Annotated in this window: 20 protein-coding genes; 9 read left to right on the top strand and 11 right to left on the bottom strand. The window is 64.4% G+C overall.

The genetic code is table 11. The features are described from left to right. The first annotated feature begins 189 nt into the window (after positions 1–189). Positions 190–1,608 carry a serine hydrolase domain-containing protein gene (locus AC2TZ7_RS18175; RefSeq protein WP_489865271.1) on the top strand — a complete coding sequence of 473 codons (1,419 nt, stop codon included), beginning with the start codon at positions 190–192 and terminating at the stop codon, positions 1,606–1,608. Here the strand turns inward: AC2TZ7_RS18175 and cysK are convergent. The 5 genes from cysK to AC2TZ7_RS18200 all read right to left on the bottom strand — a co-directional run bounded on the left by cysK (position 1,563) and on the right by AC2TZ7_RS18200 (position 5,419). Continuing rightward, positions 1,563–2,528, bottom strand: coding sequence for a cysteine synthase A (gene cysK / locus AC2TZ7_RS18180; RefSeq protein WP_489865272.1), 966 nt, complete (start codon positions 2,526–2,528; stop codon positions 1,563–1,565). The genes AC2TZ7_RS18175 and cysK overlap by 46 nt on opposite strands. 94 nt (positions 2,529–2,622) lie before the next feature. Then, positions 2,623–2,883, bottom strand: a complete 261-nt coding sequence (locus AC2TZ7_RS18185; protein WP_098411844.1) for a DUF6455 family protein — start codon at positions 2,881–2,883, stop codon at positions 2,623–2,625. Next, positions 2,883–3,176 carry a DUF6455 family protein gene (locus tag AC2TZ7_RS18190; protein ID WP_489865273.1) on the bottom strand — a complete coding sequence of 98 codons (294 nt, stop codon included), beginning with the start codon at positions 3,174–3,176 and terminating at the stop codon, positions 2,883–2,885. The genes AC2TZ7_RS18185 and AC2TZ7_RS18190 overlap by 1 nt, the downstream gene beginning before the upstream one ends. A 77-nt stretch (positions 3,177–3,253) precedes the next feature. Next, entirely contained in the window at positions 3,254–4,582 is a 1,329-nt protein-coding gene (locus AC2TZ7_RS18195) for a DUF2254 domain-containing protein (protein WP_489865274.1), read from the bottom strand. A 99-nt stretch (positions 4,583–4,681) separates the two neighbouring features. Next, the gene (locus tag AC2TZ7_RS18200) at positions 4,682–5,419 is read right to left on the bottom strand and encodes a M48 family metallopeptidase (RefSeq protein ID WP_489865275.1); all 738 of its coding nucleotides are present in this window, start codon (positions 5,417–5,419) and stop codon (positions 4,682–4,684) included. 142 nt (positions 5,420–5,561) lie between these two features. Here AC2TZ7_RS18200 and AC2TZ7_RS18205 point away from each other — a divergent pair, with 142 nt between their 5' ends. Next, positions 5,562–5,828, top strand: coding sequence for a DUF8831 family protein (locus tag AC2TZ7_RS18205; RefSeq protein ID WP_098411848.1), 267 nt, complete (start codon positions 5,562–5,564; stop codon positions 5,826–5,828). Between the two features lie 27 nt (positions 5,829–5,855). On the opposite strand, the gene AC2TZ7_RS18210 is transcribed toward AC2TZ7_RS18205, so the two are convergent. Then, positions 5,856–6,104 carry a DUF167 domain-containing protein gene (locus AC2TZ7_RS18210; protein WP_489865276.1) on the bottom strand — a complete coding sequence of 83 codons (249 nt, stop codon included), beginning with the start codon at positions 6,102–6,104 and terminating at the stop codon, positions 5,856–5,858. 108 nt (positions 6,105–6,212) lie between these two features. Between AC2TZ7_RS18210 and AC2TZ7_RS18215 the strand changes: the two genes are divergently transcribed. Beyond that, positions 6,213–6,815 carry a nitroreductase family protein gene (locus AC2TZ7_RS18215; protein ID WP_489865277.1) on the top strand — a complete coding sequence of 201 codons (603 nt, stop codon included), beginning with the start codon at positions 6,213–6,215 and terminating at the stop codon, positions 6,813–6,815. Further along, the gene (locus tag AC2TZ7_RS18220; protein WP_489865278.1) at positions 6,812–7,507 is read left to right on the top strand and encodes an EI24 domain-containing protein; all 696 of its coding nucleotides are present in this window, start codon (positions 6,812–6,814) and stop codon (positions 7,505–7,507) included. The genes AC2TZ7_RS18215 and AC2TZ7_RS18220 overlap by 4 nt, the downstream gene beginning before the upstream one ends. Before the next feature lie 22 nt (positions 7,508–7,529). Here AC2TZ7_RS18220 and AC2TZ7_RS18225 read toward each other — a convergent pair whose 3' ends face one another. From AC2TZ7_RS18225 to mce, 3 genes are read right to left on the bottom strand one after another with little or no spacing between them, the layout of a single operon-like run. Then, complete coding sequence (locus AC2TZ7_RS18225) at positions 7,530–8,207, bottom strand: DUF4396 domain-containing protein (RefSeq protein WP_098411851.1); 678 nt, start codon at positions 8,205–8,207, stop codon at positions 7,530–7,532. Positions 8,208–8,265: 58 nt separating this feature from the next. Continuing rightward, positions 8,266–8,535 (bottom strand): DUF1467 family protein, encoded by a 270-nt coding sequence (locus AC2TZ7_RS18230; protein WP_489865279.1) that lies wholly within the window; start codon positions 8,533–8,535, stop codon positions 8,266–8,268. Further along, positions 8,535–8,939 (bottom strand): methylmalonyl-CoA epimerase, encoded by a 405-nt coding sequence (gene mce / locus AC2TZ7_RS18235; RefSeq protein WP_078548426.1) that lies wholly within the window; start codon positions 8,937–8,939, stop codon positions 8,535–8,537. Before mce ends, AC2TZ7_RS18230 begins: the two co-directional genes overlap by 1 nt. 169 nt (positions 8,940–9,108) lie before the next feature. On the opposite strand from mce, the gene AC2TZ7_RS18240 reads away from it, so the two are divergent. Both AC2TZ7_RS18240 and AC2TZ7_RS18245 read left to right on the top strand, forming a co-directional pair. Then, a complete protein-coding gene (locus tag AC2TZ7_RS18240) occupies positions 9,109–9,819 on the top strand; it encodes a response regulator (protein ID WP_489865280.1) in 711 nt (236 codons plus the stop codon). Between the two features lie 70 nt (positions 9,820–9,889). Then, positions 9,890–10,366 carry a hemerythrin domain-containing protein gene (locus AC2TZ7_RS18245; protein ID WP_489865281.1) on the top strand — a complete coding sequence of 159 codons (477 nt, stop codon included), beginning with the start codon at positions 9,890–9,892 and terminating at the stop codon, positions 10,364–10,366. Between the two features lie 125 nt (positions 10,367–10,491). On the opposite strand, the gene aspS is transcribed toward AC2TZ7_RS18245, so the two are convergent. Next, the gene (gene aspS / locus AC2TZ7_RS18250) at positions 10,492–12,270 is read right to left on the bottom strand and encodes an aspartate--tRNA ligase (protein WP_489865282.1); all 1,779 of its coding nucleotides are present in this window, start codon (positions 12,268–12,270) and stop codon (positions 10,492–10,494) included. A 243-nt stretch (positions 12,271–12,513) separates the two neighbouring features. Here aspS and AC2TZ7_RS18255 point away from each other — a divergent pair, with 243 nt between their 5' ends. From AC2TZ7_RS18255 to AC2TZ7_RS18265, 3 genes are all read left to right on the top strand, one after another. Further along, complete coding sequence (locus AC2TZ7_RS18255; RefSeq protein ID WP_489865283.1) at positions 12,514–13,752, top strand: class I SAM-dependent methyltransferase; 1,239 nt, start codon at positions 12,514–12,516, stop codon at positions 13,750–13,752. A 182-nt stretch (positions 13,753–13,934) separates the two neighbouring features. Beyond that, positions 13,935–17,264: a carbamoyl-phosphate synthase large subunit gene (gene carB / locus AC2TZ7_RS18260; protein WP_098411856.1), complete on the top strand. Its 3,330-nt coding sequence runs from the start codon at positions 13,935–13,937 to the stop codon at positions 17,262–17,264. A 143-nt stretch (positions 17,265–17,407) separates the two neighbouring features. Further along, positions 17,408–18,136, top strand: coding sequence for a hypothetical protein (locus AC2TZ7_RS18265; protein ID WP_489865284.1), 729 nt, complete (start codon positions 17,408–17,410; stop codon positions 18,134–18,136). Between the two features lie 80 nt (positions 18,137–18,216). On the opposite strand, the gene AC2TZ7_RS18270 is transcribed toward AC2TZ7_RS18265, so the two are convergent. Beyond that, entirely contained in the window at positions 18,217–19,047 is an 831-nt protein-coding gene (locus tag AC2TZ7_RS18270) for a glycoside hydrolase family 25 protein (protein ID WP_489865285.1), read from the bottom strand. Positions 19,048–19,074: the final 27 nt, after the last annotated feature.

Here is a 19,074-nt window from a genome sequence, read left to right on the forward strand (position 1 = left end):
ATGATCTCGGCTCCCGCACCGAGGGGCGCATTTCGTGTCAAAAGACGCACCATACCCCAAGATGACCTTCCGTCAGTCCGCGCCTCGCCCTCTTGGCAAGGCCGCGCGCTTTGCCAAAACTACAGCGCGAGCGCAAACAGGCGGGTGACTTGGCGCGTCCGGCGCGGCGGGAACCCGAGGGAGGACGAGATGCGGGGATGGAAAGCGGTGCTTGCCGGGATCGGCGGGCTTGTCGTGGTGGCGGTGCTCTACGCGGTGATCGTGCCGCCGGAGCTGCTGCGCGTCGGCGCTGGCTATAGCGCGAAGATCACCTGCTCGGCGCAGGTGCTGCAAGGCCGTGACCCCGATGAAGTTCTCGAAACCGATGTGCAGGCGCCGGGCAATCCGTTGCTGCGCGCCTTCTGGGTCAGTGCCGACCGACAGGCAGGCCGGGTCCGCGCCGCCTTCGCCGGGATCATCGCGCCCACGACCGCCGAAGAGCGCGTGGGCCTTGGCTGCGCCACCTTCCCCGATGGCAATCTGGCCGCCGCCCGCGATCAAAGCGCCCCGTCGGCGCCTGGACCCAGCACGAGCGCCGCTCTCTGGCCCACGGGTGCGCAAACCGACCTGACCGGGCAAGGCCGCTTCGAAGCGGTCTTGCGCGACGATGCGCTGACCGGGCCGGGGATGCGCGCGGTGGTGGTGATCAAGGATGGCAAGCTGGTGGCCGAACGCTACGGCGATGGCTTCGATGCGACGACACCGCTTCTGGGCTGGTCGATGACGAAGACCGTCACCGCGGCCCTTGTCGGCACCGCGATCGAGGCGGGCAAGCTGCGGATGGACCAAAGCGACCTGCTGCCCGAATGGCGTGGCGACGACCGTGCGAAGATCACCGTCGCGCAGCTGATGTCGATGTCGAGCGGGCTGCGCTTCAACGAGGATTACGGCGACGTCTCGGACGTGACGCGGATGCTCTATCTCGAGCCGGACATGGCGAAATTCGCAGCCTCGCAGCCGCTCGATCATCCGCCGGGCACCCATTTCAGCTATTCCAGCGGCACCGCCGTGCTGCTGTCGCGCATCTGGCAAAATGCGGTGGGCGATACCTCCACCGCGCTCGCATGGCCGCGCCGCAAGCTGTTCGACCCGCTCGGGATGAGTTCGGCCACGCTCGAGACCGATGCCTCCGGGACTTTCGTCGGCAGCTCCTACCTCTACGCAACTGCGCGGGACTGGGCGCGCTTCGGCCAGTTCCTGCTACAGGATGGCAAATGGGACGGCCGGCAATTGCTGCCCGCCGAATTCGTGCAACGGATGCATGCGCCCGCCCCGACCGACGGGGTCTATGGGCAGGGCATGACCTGGCTCGCGGGGCCGAGCAATCAGCAGAAAGCGGGCGATGATGCGCGGTTCGGGCTGCCCGCCGACACCTATTGGCTCGAGGGGCATGACGGGCAGACCGTCACCGTGATCCCCTCGGCCGATATGGTCGTGGTGCGGATGGGGCTGACGCCGTCGGACTTGAACTACCGCCCGCAGAAGCTGGTGGCGGCACTGCTGGACGCGGCGAAGGCCACGGCTCACGCCTCGTCGAACATCCCTTCGAACAGCGCCGAAGACAGGTAACGCTCGCCCGAATCCGGCAGCACGACGACGATGGTCTTGCCCGCGTTCTCCGGCTCGCGCGCAAGGCGCAGCGCGGCAGCCGCAGCCGCGCCGCAGGAGATCCCGGCCAAGATGCCCTCTTCGCGCGCCAGCCGCCGGGCAGTCTCGATCGCCTCGTCATTGCTGACCTGCTCGATCCGGTCCACCAGATCCATGTCGAGCACCTTCGGCACGAAGCCCGCCCCGATGCCCTGAATTTTGTGCGGACCGGGCTGCAGCGCCTCGCCTGCGCGGGCCTGCGACAGAACCGGGCTGGCCTCGGGCTCGACCGCGACCGAGATCACCGACAGGCCCTTTTCCTTTTTCAGATAGCGCGAAACGCCGGTGATCGTGCCGCCCGTGCCGACGCCCGCGACGAAGATATCGACCACGCCATCGGTATCCTCGAAAATCTCCGGACCGGTGGTCTTCTCGTGAATCTCGGGGTTCGCGGGGTTGTTGAACTGCTGCAGCAACACGTAGCGGTCGGGATCGGAGGCCGCGATCTCCTCGGCCTTGGCAATCGCGCCCTTCATGCCCTGCGCGCCTTCGGTCAGCACGAGCTTCGCGCCATAGGCCAGAAGCAGCTTGCGCCGTTCGATGCTCATCGTGTCGGGCATGGTCAGCGTGATCGGGATGCCGCGCGACGCGGCGACGAAGGCCAGCGCGATCCCGGTATTGCCCGAGGTCGGCTCGACGATCTCCTTGCCGGGACCGAGCACACCGCGTTCCTCGGCATCCCAGATCATGTTCGCACCGACGCGGCACTTCACCGACCACGCCGGGTTGCGCCCTTCGATCTTGGCCAGAACGGTCGCGCCCGCGCCCTCGGTCATGCGGTTGAGCCGCACCAGCGGCGTGTTTCCGATGCTGAGCGAATTGTCTTCGTAAATACGTGCCATGCGCGCGCTCCCTTTCAGTCTGCTGCAGCCCATCAGATAGCCATAGGCGGAGCGAGGGAAAGGCAAAAGCGACGCGCGACGGCGACGCGCCCTGTTACTGCAGGGCGCGCAGAGAGGTAAGAACTTCGTAATTCGGGCAATCCGTAGGGATGGCCTGCGGGCCTTCGCCCTTCTCGGCCAGAACGGCGAGGCAGAACTCGGTGCGCCCGCAGGTGCGGCAGGTGGTGATCATCTCCGCGAAGTCGGCTTGCGTGAGAAAGCCGTCATGCATCGCTTCGGTAATATTCACTCCAAGACGCCGCGCCATGCCGCGCGTCACCCAGAAGTTCAGATCGATTTCGCTTTGCATTCCCATCATTCCACTCCTTGGGGTTCGGCGCCGATGGTGGCGCGGAGCCGCGACATCATCAGGCGGTTTTCGCAATAGGCGGGAGGGGCCTTCGCGGGGTTGCTTTGAGGGTCATGCTCGGCCAGCCAGAGCAGGCAGGCCCCGGCCTCGCGGCATTTGGTGCAGCGGATCAGCGCGTCTCTCCAGCCTTCGGCACTCAGCCGACCGGCAGCCATTTCCATGCTGAGATCGCCGCCCATCTGCTGGGCCATCCGGTTCATCATCGCCGCGTGGCGATTGAGATGCTTGGCAGCAGTCACGGCAGCCTCCCTCGAAACAGTCATCCCGGTGATGGGGTGACTCTGCCGCAGGGGCCGTTGGTTCGATATGATTCAGATCAAGCGTTGCGATCCGAACTGTCGCCGTCGATTTCATGCCCGACATTGCAGTCGATTTCGGGGGCGAAACGCGCAGCCAGCGCCTGCGCTTCCTGCGCGATCACGGCGCGGTCGGATGTCAGCGTCATCGCGGATTGCGAATGAGCGGCGGCGCGCAGAGCCTGATGCGCGGCGGAACGACCGAAATGAGCGGGATGCATCTCGGCCAGAGCTTCCAGCACTTCCTGCTGGCGCAGCGCGACCTCCAGATGCCCCGCCCCGTCGCGCCCGATCGCGGCGAAAGCGTCCTCGGTATATTGCTCGGGCGTCACCGCGCGCACATAGACGCGGTCGAACACGCATTCGGGGCTGTTCGGCGGATGCCATTCGGCCAGCACCCTCGCCAGACGCCCGAGAATATCGATACCAGTGCCGGGATCGTTGATCGCAGGCGAAAGCGCACGCGAGGCGATCTCGGCCAAAGCGATCAACCCGAATTGCGGGTCCTGATCATAGTCGCGGGCATGGTCGATGGTGAAGGCGTCGCGCGCGGCCTCCTCGATCTCTTCGCGGGTCTCGGTATCGCCAGGCAGCGCATCGCATTGGACCAGATGAGACGCCCCATGGACGAATTCTCCGGGCCGCGCGCAAAGCCAGATCCGGCAGTCATGCGCCTCGGCGACCTTTTGCAGCGCGCCCATATCGACATGCTGCACATGACCTGTCCGCGTCGAGGTGATTCCGAAGACACCCACGGGCGGGTCTTCCCATTCCTTGCCACCGATCCACGGTCGCTCGCAGCGTGCTTTCAGCGCCGTGCTCGCGGCACTCTCGACGCGGCTGATCACGTCGCCCAAGCGTCCGAATTCGCTCAGATGCTGCACCCAGCGCAACAGCGAGATCACCACCATCGCCACCACGCCAAGCGTCACCAGCAGCAGAATGAACCGCCCCGAGTCGTCATAGACATCCGTCTCGAGCGCGATGATCCCGACTAGAGAGAAGACGAAAGATCCGATGAAGCTCGCCAGCACGTTCTGCGTGACGCGGTCGGTCTGCATCAGCTTGATCGCGCGCGGCGTCGCCCCCGTCTGAGCCGAACTGAACGCGGTGATCATGATCTGCAGCGAGAAGGTGGTGACCGTCAGCATCGCAGTCGCGATGATCTTCAGGATCGGCTCCACCGAGCCCGCCCCCATCTTATAGCCGAGATCCGGCGGCACGAGATAGCCGAAGCCAGCCGATCCCAGCGCTGTCAGGACCCCCAGCACACCGAAGGCCGTCACCCGCACCCAGATCTCGCGCAGGATGACCTTCAGCCGCCAGCGCAGTCGCGAAAAGATTGCCATTGGTTCTGTGTTCCCGTCCCCAGTTCCCGCGTCCCGGACCCGCCTTTGCCGGGGGCCTCTGTGTCAAATCTCAAGTGCGCAGGCCCTGAACGGGTTCCCTCAGCTGCCCGCCGGGATCTTGCCCGCACGCAACTGGGCGACAGTGTCGCGCACCACGTCGAAGCGCAGCTTGTTGGGCGGATGGGTGCCCAGCATCTTGTCGCCCGGATCGGGCAGGCGCAGGAAGAACTGTGCGCCCTTGAGCGGATCGTAGCCCGCGTCCCATGTGATGATCGTGCCGAGCCGGTCGGCCTCCAGCTCGTAATCCTTGGAATAGAGCCGCGAGCCGATCTCGGCCCCGATCCGCCGCGCGCGCTGCACGGTCAGAGGATCGGCCCCCTGCGCCTGCACCGCGCGGCCCATGTAGGCCGCCCCCACCGCCGCATCGCGTTCGCGCTGAGCGATATGACCGGCGATGTGATGGGCGGCCTCGTGGCCGATAACGAAGGCCAGCTCGTCGGCATTGCGCACCTCGGCGATCATCGCGAGCGTCACCCCGATCACCGGACGGCCCGAGCGATCGGTGGTCTGAAACGCATTCGCATCCAGATCGAGCCGGTCATCGACCACGAAGAGGTAGTCGCAGTTGAGCTTGCGCGTGCGCTTTCGGCATTCCTGCTCGATCTGCGGCTCCATCCGCTCGCCCACATCGACCAGCCGCGCTACGGCCACTTCGGCGCGTTGCCTGTCTTCCGGCGAAATCTCGGTCTGCGGCATAGGCGTCATCGTCGGCACGCAGCCCGAAAGCAGCGTCACGGCGAGCGACAGGATCACGAGGAGAAAACGGAAGGAAGGCATCGACGGGTAAGCGCCCCTGAAAGAGGATTTCCCCCAGCTTAACGACTTGGCCCGCACCCGCCTAGCCTCCTGCATGCGATCGCCTGCAAGCGCCGGTGTGATTTCGCTTTTTCGGATCGAAAAGCCGCGCTAGCATGAGGGTATGTTTACCATCGAACACGAATTCGACGCGACCGTGATCACCCTTGTCGACGAGGGGGCGGATCCGCTTGATTATCTGCAGGAAGACATCACGATCAGCTCCTTCGAGGATTGCGTCGTGGTCGAACAGCTCGACGAGCAGACCGAGCAGGTGCAGACGATCACCTTCAGCCATGCCCAGCTGCGCGAACTCGCGGCGGCGCTCAACCTGCCCGAAGGCGTCTATCGCCTGAAGCAGACCGGCAGCGCCTCCAGCGAGGACGGCTGATCCCTCTGGCCGCGCCGCGATGCACGTTCAATCAAGGCGGAATACCTTGTCGCGCGCGGTCTGGCCCCGGATCAGCGTTAGCCGCGATTTCGCGACGCCCAGCGCCTTCGCCAGCAATTTGACGACCGCCGCATTGGCCTTGCCGTTCTCCGGCACGACCGTGACATAGGCCCGAAGCCCCTCTTCGCTTTCCCGAATCTCATTCCGCGACGCTTTCGGCGTCACGCGCAGCGCGATTTCGCTGCCCGGAATGGCGAGGTGGTTGAGATCCGTCATCGCCGCGCAGCATAGACCCTGCTCAATGGCGCACAAGCCAGTTGCCCATGCTGCGGTTGCAATCGCGCGCCGAGCGCCCGATATCTGGCGCAACAGACGGAGAATTTCATGACTGAACTGCCCGAAGTGAACCCGGCCGAGCGCAATGACGCCGCGATGGCTTTCCTTCTGACCCGCCGGTCGCGCCCGGCCAAGACCCTCAAGGCCCCTGCCCCCGACGCGGCCGCGTTGCGCGAGATCCTGACCGCCGCCGCGCGCACCCCCGATCACGGAAAACTGGAGCCGTGGCGCTTCATCACCATCACCCGCGAGGCCGCGCAGCGTCTGGGCAGCGAGGCCGAGAGCCGCGCCAAGGCGCAGGGCCTGCCCGAAGACAAGATCGCCAAGGCGGGCAAGCAATTCCATGACAGCCAGCTTTGCGTGGCGGTGGTGTTCTCGCCCAAGGAAAGCGAGAAGGTGCCGCAGGTCGAGCAGCTCTATTCGGCGGGCGCGGTTTGCCTGTCGCTGCTGAACGCGGCTCTTGCCGCGGGCTGGGGCGCGAACTGGCTGACCGGCTGGGCCGCGCATGACGAAGCCTTCGGGCGCGAGATGCTGGGCCTCAAGGACGGCGAAAGCGTCGCAGGCTTCATCCATCTGGGCACCGAGGGCATCGCGCCGCCGGAACGCCCCCGCCCCGACCTCGACGCGATCACCACGCGGATCTCGGAATGATCATCTCGAGCTATGTGAAAGCCTGGGCCGACCTGCTGCGGCCCGGTGCGATGAAAGTCGTGGGCTTCGGCGTGGCCCTCTCGCTGGGCCTTCTGGTCGCGATCTATATGGCGATGGTGATGCTGATCGGCTGGCTGATCCCCGACAGCTTCTCGCTGCCCTTCATCGGCGAGGTCGGACATATCGATACCGCGCTGTCGATCGTCTCGGCAGGCGTGATCCTGTTTGCCTCGATCTTCCTGATGGTGCCCGTTGCCTCCGCCTTCACCGGCTTCTTCCTCGAAGACGTGGCCGAGATGGTGGAGGACGCGCATTACCCGACCCTGCCGCCGGTGCGCAAACTCACCTTCGCTGAAGGCATGCGCGACACGGTGCGGTTTTTCGGCGTGATCCTCGTGGCCAACATCATCGCCCTGATGATCTATCCTTTCGTGATCCCGCTGGCTCCGTTTTTGTTCTTCGGGCTGAACGGCTACCTTCTGGGGCGTGAATACTTCCAGATGGCGGCCTTCCGGCGGATGGAGCGCGCGGCGGCACTCGAACTTTACGAGCGCAACAAGGTCACGATCTGGGCCGCGGGCGCGCTGATGGCGGTGCCGCTTTCGATCCCGCTGGTGAACCTGTTCGTGCCGGTTCTGGGCGCTGCGGGCTTCACCCACCTGTTCCACGCGATCACCGGTCGCCGCGGGTGACGGGGCGGCGCCGAGGCGCCGCTCACATCTCTTCTTTGATACCCTTGCGGATCAGCAGCCAGTTCACCGGATAGGCGGTCACAAAACCGGCCATCATCGCGATCTGCATGGCGAACCAGAATTCCGGGTCGGCGGCGTTGATCTCGGCGCCCCAAAGCCCTTTGAACACGGCGAACTGGAAGATCGCCATCATCCCGTACATGCCGACCTGCCAGGAGGTGAGCGAAGCGACATCGGCTTTCGCCGCCTCTTTGAGCCCTTTGACAAGGCCAAGCCCGCGCATCGGCGCAATCGAGAAATATTGGAACACGATCCCGATCGCGAGGGCGAAGACGTAATCGAGCCCCCAGACCGCAAAGATCTTGTCTTCCCAAAAACCCGGCCAGCCGAATGCGATCAGCACCGCAGGAACCGCGAGCGCGAGGTTCTCGGCCAGAATATCGCCGAGAGTGCAGCCTGCGCCGCAATGGAGCGTTCCCTTCGCGACCGAGACCGGGAAGGGCGCATTGCCATGCCCCGGAAAGCGGCCATGCAACCAGATGACCAACGGTCCGCCGAACAACCCGCAAATCGGCCAGACCCATGCCATGATGGCCATATGCGGCGGGTTCCGACGCATCTGAACGAGAAGATAAAGAAATGAGAGAACGCCTACAGCAAGCGATAACCAGCTCAGAACGGTAAACCAGTTTGGTGTCATGGGAGGCTCCTTTCAATAACCTCCCAACTCGCTCCGCTTTACTGGGTTCCCTGCGCGCCTAGCGGCGCAGCTGCCCGAAGAAGTCGATATCTTCCAAGGTGATGACCCCCGACAGCAGCACCGCCGCGATGATCGCCCAGAGCACGATGGTGACAATGGTGGTGATCTTCACCTTCGCGCCCAGATGCGCCTCATGCGGCGCCCCTGCGGGGGTGCCCGGCACGACCTCGTCCACATCGCCTTGCGTCTTCAACCGCACCGGCAAAACCATGAAGAAGATCATGAACCAGATGACTGCGAAGAGGATGATGCCGCCGGTGAGGCTCATCAGACCTGCTCCAGTTCGACCAGGCAGCCATTGAAGTCTTTCGGGTGCAGGAACAGCACAGGCTTGCCATGCGCGCCGATCTTCGGCTCGCCGCTGCCCAGAACCCGCGCGCCATCCGCTTTCAGCTTGTCGCGCGCCTCGAGGATGTCCTCCACCTCGAAGCACATGTGATGGATGCCGCCTGCGGGGTTCTTTTCCAGAAAGCCGTTGATCGGGCTGTCTTCGCCCAGCGGGTAGAGCAGTTCGATCTTGGTGTTGGGCAGTTCGATGAAGACGACCGTGACGCCGTGATCGGGCTCGTCCTGCGGCGCGCCGACATTGGCACCCAGCGTGTCGCGATACTTGGCCGAGGCCGCCTCGAGGTCGGGCACGGCAATGGCGACATGGTTCAGGCGTCCGATCATTTGGGTCTCCTCCGGTAACGCGGGCGTTAAAAGGGGTAGCCGGGCGCGCGGCTTCGCGCAAGCCTTGCGGTGGCAGTTGTGAACCCGGTTCGGATTAACCCAGTGTTAGGCAATCTGCGCCCTACTGATTGGACAAGCCGAATCCGATCGCAGCCGAAGGGGCCACGACATGAGCGACACGATCCCGACCCTGACCCGCATGCCGACACCCGAACGCCCGCTGACCGGGCTGACGGTGCTTCTGGTGGAAGACAGCCGCTTCGCCTCGGAAGCCGTGCGGCTGCTGTGCCTGCGCTCGGGCGCGCGGATCCGACGCGCCGATTGTCTCGCCTCGGCAGATCGTCATCTCAAGACCTATCGGCCCTCGATCGTGATCGTGGATATGGGCCTGCCCGATGGCTCGGGAAGCGACCTGATCGCCGAGATACGCGGGACGCGCGGGCCGCATCCAGTGATCCTTGGGACCTCGGGCGACCCCGACCTGAAAAGCGCGGCCCTCGCGGCGGGCGCGGACGGGTTTCTGGAAAAGCCGATCGAAAGCCTCGCCGTGTTTCAGGAAGCGATCCTGTCGACCCTGCCCGAAGAGATGCGACCGCTCGGCCTGCGCGCGCTTGCCGATCTTGTGATCGCGCCGGACCCGCTCGCGCTGCGCGACGACCTGCAGCACCTCTCGGAACTGCTGCGCGACACCAAGGGGGCGGATGCGCGCGCCCTGCCCTATGCCGCGCATTTCCTTCATAGCATCGCGCGCTCGGCCCATGATGCGGCGCTGGACGATGCCGCGCAGCGCCTGAGACGGTCCGGCGGCCCCTCGCGCGAGGATATGACCCGGGTCACGCAGATCCTGGACGCGCGGATCGCGGCCGCCGGGGCGTTCTGACGCAGCTGCGGAACCGCCTCTCTGACATCGCGTTGCTCCGTCTGAATATCGATCCAACGGAGGAACCCCGATGCCCTCGATCTATGACGAAATCAAAAAGGACCACGACCACCATCGCGCCCTTCTCAAGACCATCTCCGACACCACTGGTGCGAGCGACGAGCGCAAGAAAGCCTGGGCCGAATTCTACAACGACGTGAAGGCCCACGGCGCCGCCGAAGAAGAGACCTTCTACTCGAAGCTGATGACCAAGACCTGGGGGCAGGATGCGGCGCGCCATTCGGTCGAAGAGCATGCCGAGATCGACGACCTGCTCGAAGAGCTCAACGGCATGGACATGTCGAGCCCCGGCTGGCTGAACAAGTTCAACACCCTGGCGCATGACTACAATCATCATATCGACGAGGAAGAAGAAGACATCTTCAAGCGCGCGAAAGAGGTGATCGACAGCTCCGAGATCGACGGCTACGGCGAGCGTTTCCTGAGCCGCAAGAAAAAGGAACTGACGCTGGTCGACGAAAAGCTCAACGATCACCTCGAAGACTGATCGCGGCGCAGGGGGCGCTGCCCCCGCTGGCTCCGCCAGCCCCCCGGGATATTTCCGCCAAGCCGAAAAGAAAGGCCCCGCTCGATCCGGAGCGGGGCCTTCTTCATTTCAAGCGATCGCCGGGATCAGTCCTCTTGCGGCAGAACCCGCAGGCGCAGCTCGCGCAGCTGTTCGTTCATCGGCTCCGACGGCGCGCCCATCATCAGGTCTTCGGCGCGCTGGTTCATCGGGAACATGATGACTTCGCGGATATTCGCGGTATCGGCGAGGATCATCACGATCCGGTCGATGCCGGCGGCGCAACCACCGTGCGGCGGGGCGCCGTATTTGAACGCCTTGACCATGCCGCCGAAGCGCTTCTCGACTTCGGATGCCGGGTAGCCCGCGATCTCGAACGCCTTGTACATGGTCTCGAGCTTGTGGTTCCGGATCGCGCCCGAGAGGATCTCGTAGCCGTTGCAGGCGAGGTCGTACTGGTAGCCTTTGACCTGCAGCGGGTCGCCCTGCAGAGCCTCCATCCCGCCTTGCGGCATCGAGAACGGGTTGTGCGAGAAGTCGATCTTGCCCTCGTCATCGGCCTCGTACATCGGGAAGTCGACGACCCAGGCGAACTTGAACTTGGTCTTGTCGGTCAGGCCCAGCTCTTCGCCGATCACGTTGCGCGCACGGCCTGCGACGCCCTCAAAACTCGACGGCGCGCCGCCGAGGAAGAAGGCCGCATCGCCCTCGCCCAGACCCAGCTGCGCGCGGACCGCCTCGGTCCGCTCGGGGCCGATATTCTTCGCCAGCGGGCCGGCGCCTTCGAGCGAGCCATCCTCGCCCTTGCGCCAGAAGATGTAACCCATGCCCGGCAGGCCCTGCTCCTGCGCGAACTTGTTCATCCGGTCGCAGAACTTGCGCGAGCCGCCCGTGGGGGCCGGGATCGCACGAATCTCGGTGCCGTCCTGTTCGAGCAGCTTGGCGAAGATCGCGAAGCCCGAGTCGCGGAAGTGATCGGAGACCACCTGCATCTCGATCGGGTTGCGCAGGTCGGGCTTGTCCGAGCCGTATTTCAGCATCGCCTCGGCGTAGGGGATGCGCGGCCAGACCGGATCGACGGTGCGGTCATCGGCGAATTCCTCGAACACGCCCTGGATCACCGGCTGCATCGTGTTGAAGATGTCTTCCTGCTCGACGAAGCTCATCTCGACGTCCAGCTGGTAGAAGTCGGTCGGCGAGCGGTCGGCGCGCGGGTCTTCGTCACGGAAGCACGGCGCGATCTGGAAATACTTGTCGAAGCCGCCGACCATGATCAGCTGCTTGAACTGCTGCGGCGCCTGCGGCAGTGCGTAGAACTTGCCCGGATGCAGGCGCGAGGGCACGAGGAAGTCACGCGCGCCTTCAGGCGACGACGCGGTGATGATCGGCGTCTGGAACTCGTTGAAATCGGCGTCCCACATGCGTTTGCGCATGGATTTCACGACGTTGGAGCGCAGGATCATCTTGTCATGCAGGCTCTCGCGGCGCAGGTCGAGGAAGCGATAGGCCAGACGGGTCTCTTCGGGATATTCCAGCTCGCCGAAGACCGGCAGCGGCAGTTCCTCGGACTCGCCCAGAATTTCGATGTCACGGACATAGACCTCGATCTCGCCGGTCGGGATCTTCGGGTTGATCAGGCTCTCGTCGCGCAGCTTCACGGTGCCGTCGATGCGGATCACCCATTCGGAGCGCGTTTTCTCCATCGTCTTGAAGGCGGGGCTGTCGCCGTCACAGAGCACCTGCGTCATACCGTAATGATCGCGAAGATCGATGAAGAGCACCCCCCCGTGATCGCGCACGCGATGGACCCAGCCCGCAAGGCGGACGGTCTCACCGGCGTTGGCGGCGCTCAGATCGGCGCAGGTATGGCTGCGAAAGGCATGCATGGGAGGCTCCCCGGATCGAGAATTGCGTATAGTCGCGCCGATACACCCGTTGAGCGCGCAAAAGTCAAGCTGTGCGGAGGCACACAGACCCGTCTCGAGCTGTTCACGCGCGCGTGGCTCGAAAAAATGTAAATTTTCGGTTAACTTCAGAGACAACGGGAACTTTGGTAATTTCACAAAGGTTGCCGTCGTGAAGGCCAACGCTGGAGCCTGCCAAGCCCCGGCAAGATCCGGAGAGACCGCATGAGAGCTTGGGACTCGCTTCTCGACCGTATGTTGCGCCACCTGATCCGCAGGGGCACGCTCGAACTCGTCTATTCGGACGAGACGCTCAGACGCTATGGCGACGGCACCGGAGACCCGGTCCGCGTCACCATCGAAAACCCCGACGTGACGCGCAGGATCGTACTGCGCCCCGATCTCGGCGTCGGCGAAGGATATATGAACGGCGACTACACGATCGCGAATGACGATCTGCGTGGCTTCCTCGCGCTTGCGATCCGCAACCAGACCGGATCCGGCATGCCGTGGTTCGAGAAGCCCCGCGAGGCGAGCCGCTTCTTCGGACGCCGCTTCGCCCAGTTCAACCCGGTGAACAAGGCGCGCACCAACGTGGCGCATCACTATGACCTGTCGGGCGAGCTTTATGACCTCTTCCTCGATGAGGACCGGCAATATAGCTGCGCCTATTTCGAGCGCCCCGACATGACGCTGGAAGAGGCGCAGGAGGCGAAGAAACACCATATCGCCAAGAAGCTGCTGATCGAGCCGGGCATGACCGTTCTCGATATCGGCTGCGGCTGGGGCGGCATGGCGCTGACGCTGGCGCGCGATTTCGGCGCGAACGTGGTGGGGGTGACGCTCTCCACCGAACAGCACGCGCTGGCCCGCAAACGGGTGAAAGAGGCCGGCCTCGAAGACAAGATCGACATCCGCCTGACCGATTACCGCGATGTGACCGACAAGTTCGACCGGATCGTCTCGGTCGGTATGTTCGAACATGTCGGCGTGCCGCATTACCGCGAGTATTTCTCGAAAGTGCGCGAGCTGTTGAAACCGGGGGGCGTCTCGCTGATCCATTTCATCGGACGCTCGGGCCCCGGTGGCGCGACCGCCGATTTCATCACGAAATACATCTTCCCCGGCGGCTATTGCCCGGCCATGTCCGAAGCGTCGAACGCGCTCGAGCATGAAGGGCTCATTACCACCGATCTCGAGGTCTGGCGGCTGCATTACGCCGAAACCCTGCGCCATTGGTGCGACCGGTTCGAGGCGAATATCGACAAGGCCTGCGAGCTTTACGACGAGCGGTTCTGCCGGATGTGGCGCTTCTACCTCGTGGCCTCGGAGATGGCCTTCCGCCACGGCGGGCAGGTCGTGTTCCAGTATCAGCTGGCCCATGAGGTGGGCGACGTGCCGCTGACGCGCGGCTACCTCTATCGCGACGAAGACGAGCAGGAACATCGGCTGGCCGCTGAATAGGCAAGCCTCCCCCTCACCGGGCCGAATTTACGCCGCGCGGCCCCCGGCGCAGCGCCCGACAGGCTTGGGCGCGCGCCCTCGCGTCACCCTGCAACCCGGCTATCGCGTCCTGACCCTCTTGCGACGCCTGACCCTTTGCGTATAAAGCGCCTCAATTTGCGCAGTGACCAGAGGGGATTCCCATGCCGAAGAGAACAGACATCACGTCAATCCTCATCATCGGCGCCGGGCCCATTGTGATCGGGCAAGCCTGCGAGTTCGACTATTCGGGCGCACAGGCCTGCAAGGCCCTTCGCGAAGAAGGCTACCGTGTCATCCTCGTGAACTCGAACCCCGCGACGATCATGACCGATCCGGGGCTCGCCGATGCCACCTATATCGAACCGATCACCCCGGAAGTCGTCGCCAAGATCATCGAGGCCGAGCGCCCCGACGCGGTGCTGCCGACGATGGGCGGCCAGACCGGCCTCAACACCGCGCTGTCGCTGGCCGATATGGGCGTGCTGGAGAAATTCGGCGTCGAGCTGATCGGCGCGAACCGCGACGCGATCGAGATGGCCGAAGACCGGAAGCTCTTCCGCGAAGCGATGGACCGGATCGGCCTCGAGAACCCGAAAGCGACCATCGTGTCCTCGCCCAAGCGCGAAAACGGCACCTATGACGTCAACGAAGGGGTGCGTCAGGCGCTGCTCGAGCTGGAGCATATCGGCCTTCCCGCGATCATCCGCCCCGCCTTCACGCTGGGCGGCACCGGCGGCGGCGTCGCCTATAACCGCGAAGATTACGAGCGCATCTGCCGCTCGGGCCTCGACGCCTCCCCGATGAGCCAGATCCTCGTCGACGAGTCGCTGCTGGGCTGGAAAGAATTCGAGATGGAGGTCGTGCGCGACAAGGCCGACAACGCGATCATCGTCTGCGCCATCGAGAACGTCGATCCGATGGGCGTCCATACCGGCGACTCGATCACCGTCGCGCCCGCGCTGACGCTGACCGACAAGGAATATCAGATCATGCGCAACGGCTCGATCGCCGTGCTGCGCGAGATCGGCGTGGAGACCGGCGGGTCGAACGTGCAATGGGCGATCAATCCCGAAGACGGCCGCATGGTCGTGATCGAGATGAACCCGCGCGTGTCGCGCTCCTCGGCGCTGGCCTCGAAAGCGACCGGCTTCCCGATCGCGAAGATCGCGGCGAAGCTGGCCGTGGGCTACACGCTCGACGAACTCGACAACGACATCACCAAGGTCACGCCCGCCTCCTTCGAGCCGACCATCGACTATGTCGTCACCAAAATCCCGCGCTTCGCCTTCGAGAAATTCGCAGGCTCCAAGCCGGAACTGACCACCGCGATGAAATCGGTGGGCGAGGCGATGGCGATCGGCCGGACCTTCCACGAATCCGTGCAGAAAGCGCTGGCCTCGATGGAGACCGGCCTGAGCGGCTTCGACGAGATCGAGATCGAAGGCGCGCCCGAGAAGGCCGCCGTCATCAAGGCGATCTCGCAGCAGACGCCCGACCGGATGCGCCTCATCGCGCAGGCGATGCGCCACGGGCTGAGCAATGACGAGATCCAGCACGCGACCTCCTTCGATCCGTGGTTCCTCGACCGGATCCGCGAAATCGTCGAGGCCGAGAACGAGATCCGCAAGAAAGGCCTGCCGCTCGACGAGAAGGGCCTGCGCAATCTCAAGATGATGGGCTTCTCGGATGCACGTCTGGCCACACTGACCGGTCGCGACGAGGCGCAGGTCCGCCGCGCCCGCCGCAATCTCGGCGTCACCGCGGTCTTCAAGCGCATCGACACCTGCGCCGCCGAATTCGAGGCGCAGACGCCCTATATGTATTCGACCTATGAAGCCCCCGCGATGGGCGAGGTCGAATGCGAGGCACGGCCCTCCGACAACAAGAAAGTCGTCATCCTCGGCGGCGGTCCGAACCGGATCGGCCAGGGGATCGAGTTCGACTATTGCTGCTGTCACGCCTGTTTCGCGCTGACCGATGCGGGTTACGAGACCATCATGGTCAACTGTAACCCCGAGACCGTGTCGACCGACTACGACACCTCGGATCGCCTCTATTTCGAGCCGCTCACGCTGGAGCATGTCCTCGAAATCCTGCGGGTGGAGCAGGATAACGGCACGCTGCACGGTGTGATCGTGCAGTTCGGCGGCCAGACGCCGCTGAAACTCGCGAACGCGCTGGAAGCCGAAGGCATTCCGATCCTCGGCACCACGCCCGACGCGATCGACCTCGCCGAAGACCGCGAGCGGTTCCAGGACCTGCTCAACCGTCTTGACCTGAAGCAGCCCGTCAACGGCATCGCCAGCTCGGACGAGCAGGCCTTCGAGATCGCGGGCCGCGTCGGCTATCCGCTGGTGATCCGCCCCTCCTACGTGCTGGGCGGCCGCGCGATGGAGATCGTGCGCGACCTCGACCACCTCAAGCGCTACATCAAAGAGGCCGTGGTGGTCTCGGGCGACAACCCGGTGCTGCTCGACAGCTATCTGGCGGGCGCGATCGAGGTCGACGTGGATGCGCTCTGCGACGGCGAGAGCGTCCATGTCGCGGGCATCATGCAGCATATCGAGGAAGCCGGCGTCCACTCGGGCGACTCGGCCTGCTCGCTGCCGCCCTACTCGCTGAGCCCGGAGATCGTGGCCGAACTGAAGGTGCAGACCGAGAAGATGGCCAAGGGCCTCAACGTGGTCGGCCTGATGAACGTGCAGTTCGCGATCAAGGACGGCGATATCTATGTCCTCGAGGTCAACCCGCGCGCCTCGCGCACCGTGCCCTTCGTCGCGAAAGCCACCGACTCGGCCATCGCCTCGATCGCGGCGCGCCTGATGGCGGGCGAGAAGCTGTCGGCCTTCCCGGCACGCCCGCCCTACCCCGAAGGCGTCGGCCCCGACACGCCGCTGCCCTTCGCCGATCCGCTGACGCTGGCCGATCCGCAAACGCCGTGGTTCTCGGTCAAGGAAGCCGTGCTGCCCTTCGCCCGTTTCCCGGGCGTCGACACGCTGCTCGGCCCGGAAATGCGCTCCACCGGCGAGGTGATGGGCTGGGATCGCGACTTCCCGTCGGCCTTCTGGAAAGCCCAGCTTGGCGCGGGCACCGTGCTGCCCGAAAGCGGTCGCGTGTTCTTCTCGATCAAGGACTCGAACAAGACCGACGATCTGGCCGAAGCCGCCGCCTCGCTGGTCTCGATGGGCTTCACCATCGTCGCGACCGGCGGCACCGCCGCATGGCTCGCCGAGCATGGCGTGGAAAGCGAGAAGGTTCTGAAGGTCTATGAGGGCCGCCCGAACATCGTCGACCGGCTGAAGAATGACGAGATCGACCTCGTCTTCAACACCACCGACGGCAGCCAGGCGATCTCGGACAGCCGCGACATCCGCGCGGTCGCGCTCTATGACAAGATCCCCTATTTCACCACCGCCGCCGCCTCCATCGCCGCCGTCTCGGCGATCAAGAGCCGCAAAGAGGGCGAGGTGAACGTGCGTTCGCTGCAGTAAGCGATCACACCACGGCGAAAGAACATGTGTCCTCCGAAGCACAAGCTTCGGAGGACATTCATTTTTCACCACATCAAACGTTGTTCGCGCACGCCCCTTGCCTATGAGTGTCGCCTTAACGCTTTGAATAGGCAGGACACATCATGAAAGTCTCTCTTATCGCGGCAGCACTGCTCGCGCTCGCACCGACCGTTTCGAACGCGGCGGATCTGAAAGGCGGCTCGATCGAGCTTGGCTATTCGGATCTCGTGAACAACGATTTCTATTTCGCGCTCGGCAAACGTTCGATCACGGGCTCCGCGGAAGTCGGCTTCGGCCCGGCCTTCTCCGTGCAAGGTGACCTCGCCTATGCGAATTTCGGCAACGGCGCCGGTTTCGACATCGATTCCAACAATGTCGCTCTGCACACGATCTATCATCCGAACGAAGCGACCGCTCTTGGCGTCTTCTTCGGGCGCGACACGATCAACGGCGAGGGAACGAACTACCACGGCGTTGAAGTCGGCCACAGCATCGGGGCCTTCTGGGGTGAAGCCTACTTCACGCGGGTCAAGGAACCGAGCACGAAAGGCGACCTTTACGGCGTCTCGGGGCGCTACACGCTCAATGACCACATCGAGTTCAAAGCGGACCTCGCCAACTTCAACGTCTCGTTCCTGAACACCAACCGCGCCTCCTTCGGGATGGATTACCGTGTGAACGACGCCCTCACGCTGAACGGCACTGTCGGGCATCTCGACATGGGCTATGGCGGATCTTCGGATTTCATCTCCATCGGTGCGAAATTCACCTTCGGCCCGAACAAAGGCGCGACCTTCCAGCAGCGCGATCTCTTGCACTACCTGCCGGGACAAGGCGGCTTCGCGGCCTGATCATCCGCAGGGCTTATGATGATGACAAGGGCGGCTCCAGGGCCGCCCTTTTTCATACCCGCTGCGCGCGACGCAAGCTGTCACGCCCGCTGCGCCCGCCGGGCGAGCCAGCTTTGCCACGCCGCCGGAGAGCCCCCGAACGCGTTCATATCCACCGTTCCGGGCACGCCGGGCACGACGCCCGTGCCGCTATATTGCCAGAAGCTCCAATCGGCGCCGGGGTAGCGCTCCATCGGGTGCGCGGTGACCGAGCGCAGCCACATCTCATAGCCGGAGAAGCGCGACAGGTCGTTGTCCCGCCAGAAATCGATCGTCGTGTAGATCACCGGGCGCGTGCCGTAATGCCGCGTCAGGGCCGCGAGGAAGCGGTGCATCTCGGCCCGGGTGACATGGGCCGCGGGGCGGCGCTGGCAGGTGCGCGAGGTGTGGTTCCACTCGATATCCAGCACGGGCGGCAGATCGCCCCGGCGGCGCGGCACGTTGCGGATATACCAATCGGCCTGCTCTTCGGGGGAGCGACAGAAGTAATAGAAGTGATAGGCCCCGACCGGCACGCCCGCCGCCCGCGCGCGGGTCGCATTGATGTGGAAACCGGGATCGGAGTGATCGCCCCCCTCGGTCGCCTTGAGCCACGCGAAGGACACCCCCGCCGCGCGCGCCCGTCGCCAGTCGATCTCGCCCTGATAGCGCGCCGCGTCGATCCCGTGCACCGGCAACCGCGCCGGCGCCAGACCTTCCCAATCATGCGGGTCGGTATCGCCGAAGCGCGCAGGGATGCCGCTCGCCCGGTAGTTCGAGGCCGACAACACCGCCGGACGCATCAGCGTGGCCTGCTTGCCGCTGGGCGCGCCGCCGCAACCCGCCAAGGTCAAGGCTGCGCCCGAAACGAAGAACCTGCGCGAAATCCCCATGCTCACTCCCTCGTGATTTTTTCCCAG

This window comes from Thioclava sp. ISO4 (assembly GCF_058105145.1).